The organism is Janthinobacterium sp. GW821-FHT03C10, assembly GCF_059420865.1.
On the sequence record NZ_JBWKUN010000003.1, the window covers coordinates 160,660 to 167,470 of the forward strand.

The 6,811-nt window shown below is 65.3% G+C and carries 7 protein-coding genes; 3 read left to right on the top strand and 4 right to left on the bottom strand.

The genetic code is table 11. The annotated features are described in order from the left end of the window. Positions 1 to 49 precede the first annotated feature (49 nt). Together AC07VH_RS11915 and AC07VH_RS11920 are read left to right on the top strand one after the other, a co-directional pair. A complete protein-coding gene (locus AC07VH_RS11915; protein WP_489628104.1) occupies positions 50 to 1,267 on the top strand; it encodes an MFS transporter in 1,218 nt (405 codons plus the stop codon). Beyond that, positions 1,264 to 1,908: a helix-turn-helix transcriptional regulator gene (locus tag AC07VH_RS11920; RefSeq protein WP_494787983.1), complete on the top strand. Its 645-nt coding sequence runs from the start codon at positions 1,264 to 1,266 to the stop codon at positions 1,906 to 1,908. Before AC07VH_RS11915 ends, AC07VH_RS11920 begins: the two co-directional genes overlap by 4 nt. 44 nt (positions 1,909 to 1,952) lie before the next feature. Here the strand turns inward: AC07VH_RS11920 and phaP are convergent, their stop codons facing one another. From phaP to AC07VH_RS11940, 4 genes are all read right to left on the bottom strand, one after another. Next, a complete protein-coding gene (gene phaP, locus AC07VH_RS11925; RefSeq protein ID WP_070218072.1) occupies positions 1,953 to 2,564 on the bottom strand; it encodes a TIGR01841 family phasin in 612 nt (203 codons plus the stop codon). Positions 2,565 to 2,671: 107 nt separating this feature from the next. Then, positions 2,672 to 2,866 carry a hypothetical protein gene (locus AC07VH_RS11930; RefSeq protein WP_494787984.1) on the bottom strand — a complete coding sequence of 65 codons (195 nt, stop codon included), beginning with the start codon at positions 2,864 to 2,866 and terminating at the stop codon, positions 2,672 to 2,674. Between the two features lie 47 nt (positions 2,867 to 2,913). Beyond that, on the bottom strand, positions 2,914 to 5,166 hold the full coding sequence (locus AC07VH_RS11935; protein WP_494787985.1) for an ATP-binding protein: 2,253 nt from the start codon (positions 5,164 to 5,166) through the stop codon (positions 2,914 to 2,916). A gap of 91 nt (positions 5,167 to 5,257) precedes the next feature. Next, entirely contained in the window at positions 5,258 to 5,686 is a 429-nt protein-coding gene (locus tag AC07VH_RS11940) for a winged helix-turn-helix transcriptional regulator (protein ID WP_475413503.1), read from the bottom strand. A gap of 113 nt (positions 5,687 to 5,799) precedes the next feature. Here AC07VH_RS11940 and AC07VH_RS11945 point away from each other — a divergent pair, with 113 nt between their 5' ends. Next, on the top strand, positions 5,800 to 6,651 hold the full coding sequence (locus tag AC07VH_RS11945; protein WP_494787986.1) for an SDR family oxidoreductase: 852 nt from the start codon (positions 5,800 to 5,802) through the stop codon (positions 6,649 to 6,651). Positions 6,652 to 6,811: the final 160 nt, after the last annotated feature.

Here is a 6,811-nt window from a genome sequence, read left to right on the forward strand (position 1 = left end):
TATCTGGCATGACCACGTAGTCTTGCCAGACACTATCCGTCGAGCCCGCATGAAAAACTTCATCCTGATTTCCGCCGCCTGCCTGCTGGCGCTGCTGTCGACCATCGGCGCCTCGCTGCCATATCCGATCCTGCCGCCTCTTTTTGCGGCCGAGGCGCCGAACGCCTTCAACAATTTCCTCGGCTTGCCGTCGAAATTACTGTTCGGCCTGGCGCTGACGATCAATCCGCTGGGCTTGCTGATCGGCTCGGCCCTGCTGGGCCCCTTGTCGGACCGCTACGGCCGCCGTCCCTTGCTGATGCGCACGGCAGTGGGCGCCGCCATCGGCCACGCCATCACGGCCTGGGCGCTGGTGATCCAGTCCTACCCGCTGTTCATCGTCGCCCGTTTCATCACGGGTTTGCTGGAGGGCAACGGCGCCGTGGCGCGCGCCATGCTGGCCGACCAGCTGACGGGACCGCTGCGCCTGCGCGCCATGTCGTGGTTGAACGGCGCGTTCTACCTGGGCTGGCTGGTGGGGCCGATCTTGGCGGGCGCGACCCTGCATTGGGGCGTGACGGTGCCGTTCTGGATCGCCGCCGCCGCGCTGATGCTCGTCGCCGTGCTGGTGGCCGTGGGCTTGCCGCGCGAAACGCCGTCGCTATTGACGACGTCGTGGTGGCAAGTGGCGCGCGACCGCCATTCGCTGAACCTGCTGCGCCATGAGGAGCTGCGCACCCTGTTCATCGTGCAGCTGGCGTTCACCTGCGGCGTGGCCAGTTTCTATGAGTTCTACCCGCTGTGGCTGGTCGAGACGGCCAATTACCATGCGCAGGCGATTGCTTGGGTGAATGTGGGTCTGTGCGGCACGATGACGATTACGTCGCTGCTGGCGGGCGGTCCCAGCCGGCATGCGCCGCTGCTGCGCGCCAGCTGGTATGCCTGCGGCGTGGCCTTGGCCGTCGGGATTTTGGCGCTGGGCAACATATGGGTGGGCATCGCCGCCATCGTGCTGTTCGGCATCCCGAATGCGCTGTACAACACGGTGATACAGGGCTGGTGCGCCGAGCGCTTCAGCGTGCACGGGCAGGGCGCCGTGATGGGCTTGCTGGCCACCACCTTTTGCATCGCCAATATCGTCGTGGCACTCAGCGGCTCCGTGCTGACTCTGATCGACACGCGCCTGATCCTCGTCGCGGGCGCCTGTTCCGCCGCCTGGGCCGCGTGGCGCATGGCGGCCTGGCGCCGCCAGCTGGCAGGTAGTGTTGACGCGAAAGCCGTGGCATGAATGCGAGCACGTCCGGGCAAACCCTGTTCCTGCTGAAGATGCGGGGGCCGCAGACGGCGCAGCAGCTGGCGGCCTTGCTCGATATCACCTCAATGGGCGCGCGGCGCCAGCTGGAAGCGGCGCTGGACAAGGGCCTGGTGGCGTTCGAGGACGTGGCCGACAAGGTGGGACGCCCGTCGCGGTGCTGGCAACTGACGCCGGCGGGCCACGCGCGTTTTCCCGACCGCCATGCCGACCTGACCCTGGAATTGATCGCGCAAGTGAAAACCCTGTTCGGCGATGAGGGCCTGGACAAGTTGATCGGCGCGCGCGAACGCGGCAGCGAAGCGGCCTATGGCAAGCTGGTCGATCCTCGGCTTGATTTGGCGCAAAGGGTGGATAGCCTGGCCCGCGCGCGTGATGGCGAGGGCTACATGGCCCATGCGGAACCGCAGGACGATGGCAGTGTCTTGCTGGTGGAAAACCATTGCCCGATCTGCGCGGCGGCCACGGCATGCCAGAATTTCTGCCGCTCGGAGCTGGCCATCTTTCAGCGGGTATTGGGGGACGATTGCACGGTGGAGCGCAGCGAGTATCTGCTGCAGGGGGGAAGGCGCTGCGTGTACCGGATCGTGCCGGTGAATGCGTCGTCGGCCGGGTAGGTCGGATTACGCGCGGCGTTGCCGCGCTAATCCGGCCTACATCGTTACTTCTTGGCAGCCTTCGGCTTGGCGGCAGGCGCCGCCTTTTCAGCCGCAGCCTGCGCGCCGGCCGTGGCTTTTTCCGTGGCCTGCGCCACTTGCGCGCTGGCCTTGGCGATCTGCTCTTCCACGGTCTTCACGGCCTGTTTCGTGGCCTTGGTCACTTGTTCGTAGCCGAGGAAGGCGTTGTCGATGGCGGCCTTGACGATGGCCACGGCGTTTTCCGAGCCAGGCGGCACGTTCTTCGTGACGTCGTAGATCAGGGCGCTCAGATTGCTTTTCGCTTCGGCCACGTGGGCTTCGGCGGCCGTGGTGAATTCCGTGTGGATTTCCTTGATGATGTCGTCGAGTTGCTGTTTATACGCCTTTGCACCTGCCACGCCCGGTTGCAGCTGGGCAGCGGCGGCGGCCATGGCGGCCTTCGGATCCTTGGCCTGGCTGATTTCCTTGCCGGCGGCAAGGCCATCCTCGATACCGGACTTGGCGGTGGCCATGTTCAATGCCAGCACCTGTTCCACGCCTTGCACGGCCTTGGAAGTGAGGGTGTTGAAGGTCATCAGCTGGAATTCAAACAGGGCCTTGGTGGCCGATGCGAATTGTTCGGGATTCGTAAACATGTGGTCTCCTCGGTTTGAATAGATACGTTCTTATCGTTCCATACTCTTTCGACGCCGCAATGCCATCGCTTGATCTCAAGCCGGTGCCCCGTGTGGTCATGGCCCCATTATTTAACAAGCGCCGGTTTTTCGCAACGGCTATCTTTGTACGGTCCCGAGGCCAGTTCCCAGCCAAATCCCAGGGTGGACTGGGCGCACGACAGGGTGCCGTCGATCTTGCTGCGCCATTTGTACCAGGGGGCGGGTCCGGCCGTTGCGCAGGCGCAAACTGCCAGCAGGGCCGTGGCGATCAGGTATTTCATAAGTGCTCCGAAAGAATAGCCTGCCGGCATTGTAGCGTGCCTGCAGCTCAGGGCGCGGGCGATTGCGGCGCCACGGCGGGCAGCTGCAGGGTGAAGGTGGTGCCGCTGGCGTCACCGGTGCTGCTGGTGGCGTCGATATGGCCGCCCAGCACGCCCGTGACGATGTTGTGCGCCACATGCAGGCCCAGGCCCGAGCCGCCCGAACCGAGCTTGGTGGTGAAGAAGGGGTCGTAGACATGCACGAGGTCGTCGGCGGCGATGCCCACGCCCGTGTCGGCGATGGACAGGGTGATCGTCTGCCCGTCGTCGCTGCCGCGCGCCGTGATGGCGATTTTGCCGCCGCTGCGGCCTTCGAAGGCATGGCGCAGGCAGTTTTCCAGCAGGTTGCTCAGCACCTGGCCCAGCGGACCGGGATAGCTGTCCATGGCCAGACCGTCCGGCACGTCCTGCGTCAGGCTCAGGCCGGCGGCCTTGAGCGGCGTGGACAGGGGCAGCATCAGCTCGGCCACGAACTGGCGCAGCAGGAAGTGGCGGCGCTGCGAGCTGGCGCGGTCGACGGCGATCTGCTTGAAGCTCGAAACGAGGTCGGCGGCGCGCTGCAGGTTGCGCAGCATGATGGCGTCGGCCTCGCTGGCCTGGGTCAGGTAGGCGCCCAGTTCGGAGCGGCGCAGGCCATCGAGGAAACTGGCCTGGATTTCGCGCGTGCGTTCGGCCATCGTGGTGGCCACCACCAGGCCGTTGCCGATCGGCGTATTGAGTTCATGCGCGATGCCGGCCACCAGCGCGCCGAGCGCGGCCAGCTTGTCGCGGCGCACCAGTTCTTCTTGCGTGATGGACAGGTTTTCCAGCGCGGCAGCCAGTTCGCGGTTCGCCTGTTCTGATTGTTCCTTGGCCTGCGTCAGGGCCGCCGTGCGTTCGGCCACCAGTTCTTCCAGGTGGGCGCGATGGCGCTGCAGCTCGCGTTCGTGGCGCATGCGGCCAATCGCGATGCCGGCCAGGTCGGTGGCCGTGTCGATCAATTCCAGGTCGCGCGCATCGGGCTGGCGCACGTCGCGGTAGTACATGGCGAAGGAGCCGAGCACGGCGCCATCCTGGCCGAAGATGGGGCGCGACCAGCACGCGCGCAAGCCGAACGGCGCGGCCAGCTCGCGGTAGGGCGCCCACAGCGGGTCCTGCATGATGTCGCTGACCACCACCGGTTCGCGCAGGAACATGGCCGTGCCGCAGGAACCCACGCCGGGGCCGATGGCCACGCCTTCGAGCAGGGCCATGTACTCGGGCGGCAGGCTGGGGCCGGCCGCGCTGTGCATGTGGACGCCGTCGTCGTCGAGCAGCATGATGGAGCACAGCACGCCGCGCGACTGGCCTTCGATCAAGAGCAGCAGCTGGTTCAGCGTGGGGACCAGGGGCGCGCCCTTGGCGACCATTTCCAGCAGGGCGCTCTGGCCCGAGCGCATCGCTTCGGCGAGGTTGCGTTCGGTCAAGTCGATGATGCGCGCATGCACGAGCTGGCGGCCCGGCACGGACAGGCGCATCAGGCGGATTTCGCAGGCGATCGGGTGGCTGTCGCGGTGGCAGCAGCTGGCGCGGAAGACGACGATCTTGCCTTGCAGGGTATCGCGGATCTTTTCTTCCAGCAGTTGCGGCGAGGCGCGGCCATCGCTCTGATGTGTGGGGAACAGCGGCTCCATGCCGCCTTGCAGCAGTGCGGCCAGCGGCATGCCGAACAGTTCTTCGGCCAGGTGGTTGGCGTCGATCAGCAGCTTGTTGTCGATATCGAACAGCAGCACGGCGTCGGGCGAACCGGCCAGGATCGAGTGGTAATTGACTTCCAGCGTTTGCGGATGCACGGGGCGCGGCGGCGTGGCGGGCGTGGCGAAGGGACGGGCGGCGGGCGCCTCGGCCTTGTGCAGTGCCAGTTCCATGAGAATTTTTTCCGCCACATCGCGTGCATTGAAGGGCATCTTGATGTAGTCGGAAGCCCCGGCGCCCACGCTGCGGCCCTGTTCCTCGGCGCTGGGGGTGGCCGACATCAGCAGCAGGGGCACGCTGTGGCGTCCGCCCGCATTGCGCAGGCGCATGCAGGTAGCGCCGATATTCGTGCCCGCCAGGGCCGCGTCGAGCAGGATCAGGTCCGTGCCGCCGGCCGCCAGTTCCACGCCTTCGTCGATATCGCCCGCCAGTCCCGTGCCCAGGTTATGCCGGTCCAGCACATACAGCAGTTCGCGCACTTCGTTCGGCGAATTGCTGACCAGTAGCACATTGGCCCGGTCGGTGATGGAAGAAATCAACTGGTTCATGGTGTCGCGCCCTTACGCGGTTCATGGGCCTAGTATTACATCAAGGCAAGTAGGAGTAAACGATAATTCTTGATGATCAAAAGCAATCTGTTCACGCCGCATTTTGCGCTGCCGGTGCCGCGTCCAGGGCCGCGCGCGCCTGTTCGATGCGCGGGTAATTATCCTCGATCCAGTCGACCAGCACGGCCAGGCGTTCGGCCGCCTCGCGACCCAGCGGCGTGAGGCTGTATTCCACCTTGGGCGGTATCACCAGGTACGCCTGGCGCAGCACGAAGCCGTCGCCCGCCAGCGCTTCCAGGGTTTGCGCCAGCATCTTTTCGCTGACGCCGCCCACTTCGCGGCGCAGTTCGCTGAAGCGCCGCGTGCCGCTCAGCAGCAGTACCAGCACCAGCACGGCCCAGCGGCTGGTCAGGTGGCTGAGCACGGCGCGCGACGGGCAGGCGGCCGCCAGCAGGTGCGCGCCCTGGTTCTGGCGGGCGAGGGCGGCGCGCAGGCTGGCGCCGGGAGTGTCTGTGGACATGATAGTTGGCCTTCAATGTGAGGTAATTCATACTTACCAAAAGGTACGTACTTACAATAAGTAAGTAATAGTCCTATTATAGGGTTTTACGACCCACCCTCCAAGGAGAAATCATGATCGTCATTACCGGCGCCACAGGCAATCTGGGCCAGCACGTCATCGCCAATCTGCTCAAATCCGTCCCCGCAGCCAATATCATCGCCGCCGTGCGCAACCCGGCCAAGGCCGCCGACCTGGCCGCCAAGGGCGTGCAAGTGCGCCAGGCCGATTACAACGATGGCGCCAGCCTCGATGCGGCATTCAAGGGGGCAACGAAAATCCTGCTGATCTCGTCGAGCGAAGTGGGTCAGCGCGCGCAGCAGCACCAGAACGTCATCGATGCGGCCAAGCGCGCCGGCGTTTCCCTGCTTGCCTATACCAGCGTCTTGCGCGCCGATACGTCGCCGCTGGGCCTGGCCGCGGAACACGTGATCACGGAAGCGGCCATCCGCGCGTCCGGCCTGCCGTACACATTCCTGCGCAATGGCTGGTATCTGGAAAACCATACGGAGCACCTGGCGCCCGTGCTCGAGCATGGCGTCGTGCTGGGCGCGGCGCAAAGCGGCCGCTTCTCGTCCGCCGCGCGCGCGGATTATGCCGCCGCCGCTGCCGCCGTGCTGGTCTCGGCCCAGCCGCAAGCCATCTATGAACTCGCTGGCGACCACGGCTTTACCCTGGCCGAGTATGCGGCCGAAGTGGCGCGCCAGTCGGGCAAGGCGATCGTCTATAAAGACTTGCCGCAGACGGACTTCAAGGCGGCGCTGGTGGGCGTGGGCGTGCCGGAAGGCTTTGCGGGCCTGCTGGCCGATTCCGATGCGGGCGCGGCCAGGGGTGGCCTGGAGGACAACGGCAGGCAATTGAGCGCGCTGATAGGCCGTCCGACGACGGCGCTGGCCGAAGCGGTGAAGGCGGCGCTGGGCAAATAAGGGGAGGGTGCCGCAGGTTGGGGAAACCGCGCGGCATTCTGAAATGAAAAAAGCCGCAAACTCGTGAAAGTTTGCGGCTTTTCTGCGAATTAGGTAATGGTGCCCACGAAGGGACTCGAACCCCTACACCCGAAGGCACATGGACCTGAACCATGCGCGT